We start from the raw sequence: 2,033 nt of genomic DNA, 5'->3' as shown, positions 1-2,033 counted from the left end.
AGATTTGGTTGGGGTAACGGAGATTTTGCCCGGCACGGGGAATTCGTGGAACTGCAGGGCGGCTTCTTTTAATGAATTTTCCATTTATCGATCCTGTTTGCGAGAGAGATTTTACAGCGAACAAGTCTGAAACAGGCTGCTTCAGACGTTTAAAATTTCTAAAGTCGGGTTGTTAACAGACCGGCTTTGTAAGGGACCGTAATTTTATCATGTTCTTTTGGTGGCGCATACCGATATTTATTACATTTGTTTTGATATTTCGTTTTATTTAGTTTTATGTCTAAAAACTTCTGTAATAATATTTCTTCGCCACACTACCCTTCTTTCAGACGGCATTTTATTTAAACTTAAACATTCAATCCAAAATGACTGTCCAGCGCGGTTTCAATCTGATTTTTTACCGCGTCCAGACTTTGGCTGCTGTCGATGACGGCATAGCGTTCCGGCTGTTCGTTAGCACGTTGCAGATACACTTCGCGCACCCGATTGAAAAACTCGGCTTCTTCTTGTTCAAAGCGGTCTTTCTCACGCGTTTGGTTGATGCGCGCCATCGATACTTCCAAAGGCACATCCAACAGCAAAGTTAAATCTGGACGGAAATCGCCCTGCACCCAATGCTCAAGCGTGGCAATATCTTGCAAGGGAACACCGCGTCCACCGCCTTGATAGGCAAACGTTGCATCGGTAAAGCGGTCGGAAACGACATGCGTGCCGTTTTTCAGGGCAGGCAGAATGACTGTTTCCAAGTGTTGCTGCCTGGCTGCAAACATCAGCAGGGTTTCGGTACGCAGGCCGACTTGGGTGGCAGGGTTGAGCAGGATTTCACGCAATGCTTCTCCGGCCGGAGTACCCCCCGGTTCGCGCGTAAACAATACGGGCAGTTGGTGTTTCTCAAACCATGCTTTCATTACTGCGAGGTTGGTGGACTTGCCTGCGCCGTCTATGCCGTCAAGGGTAATAAATCTAGGTTTCATATGGATATCGTCAATTTAAAGGCCGTCTGAAACTGGGATTATAAATGTTTCAGACGGCCTATTCGGTTTATTTCTTCAAAATATATTTGCGCACGGCAGCGTTGTGTTCAGAAAGATTGTGGCTGAACTCGCTCAAGCCCGTACCATCCATTTTTGAGACGAAATACAGATATTTTTCATCAGACGGATGACCCGCTGCTTCAAGCGCGGCCTTGCCGGGAAGCGCAATCGGCGTCGGCGTCAAACCGCTGCGCGTATAGGTATTGTAAGGCGTATCGCGTTGCAGGTCGGCTTTGCGGATTCTGCCTTTATACGCATCGCCCATGCCATAGATAACGGTCGGGTCGGTTTGCAGGCGCATGCCGATATTCAGGCGGTTGACGAATACTGCGGCCACATGGGCGCGGTCGTCTTCGTGTGCGGTTTCTTTTTCAATCAGACTCGCCATAATCAGCATTTCGTACGGATTTTTATAAGGCAGGCCGCTTTGACGGTCGTCCCATGCTTCTTGCAGGTTTTCCCGCATTTTACGGTAGGCGATTTTGTAAATTTGAAGATCGCTGCCACCAGCATCAATTTCGTAACTATCCGGGAAAAACTGTCCTTCAGGATTGCTGCTCAAGGCATCGGGCGCCACTTCAGCCATTAGTTTTTCATTACTCCAACCGCGCGTATCGTGGGCAATGTCGGCAGTATTGTCGATAATACGGCGCATTTGGGCAAAACGCGCGCCTTCCAAAATTTGCACGCTGACCGAATCAGGACGGCCTTTTTTAATGCGTTTTAAAATGTCCCAAGCCGATACTTTGGCAGACAGGCGGTAAGAGCCGGCATTGAGTTGGTTGTGCACGCCCATCACATATGCGGCAGCTACCAGCACATAACGGTTATAAACAATGCCGTCTTGAGCCAGTTTGCGGCTGACGGAAGAGATACCTTGGTTTTTGGTAATGGTAATACGGTATGGTTTGCCGTTGTCTTTCGGAACAAACAACAATGCGGCAACCACGGCGGCAAATGCCGTCAAAAATACGGCCAGCCATTTCAACAATTTTTTCA

The 2,033-nt window shown here is 48.2% G+C and carries 2 protein-coding genes; both read right to left on the bottom strand.

Annotated features, from left to right (window positions below; genetic code table 11):
* Nucleotides 1-347: 347 nt before the first annotated feature.
* Nucleotides 348-974, bottom strand: a complete 627-nt coding sequence (gene tmk, locus ACTHUE_RS16780; protein WP_004520117.1) for a dTMP kinase — start codon at nucleotides 972-974, stop codon at nucleotides 348-350.
* Nucleotides 975-1,041: 67 nt separating this feature from the next.
* The coding region (gene mltG, locus ACTHUE_RS16775; protein ID WP_440424029.1) for an endolytic transglycosylase MltG at nucleotides 1,042-2,033 on the bottom strand (992 nt) is incomplete at its 5' end.

This window comes from Neisseria sp. P0021.S005 (genome assembly GCF_051956955.1).
This window is presented reverse-complemented; position numbering and strand designations above follow the sequence as displayed.

What these genes read in the sequence shown, in the direction of transcription:
- tmk (WP_004520117.1), bottom strand. Translation starts at nt 974, where the DNA reads ATGAAACCTAGATTTATTACCCTTGACGGCATAGACGGCGCAGGCAAG.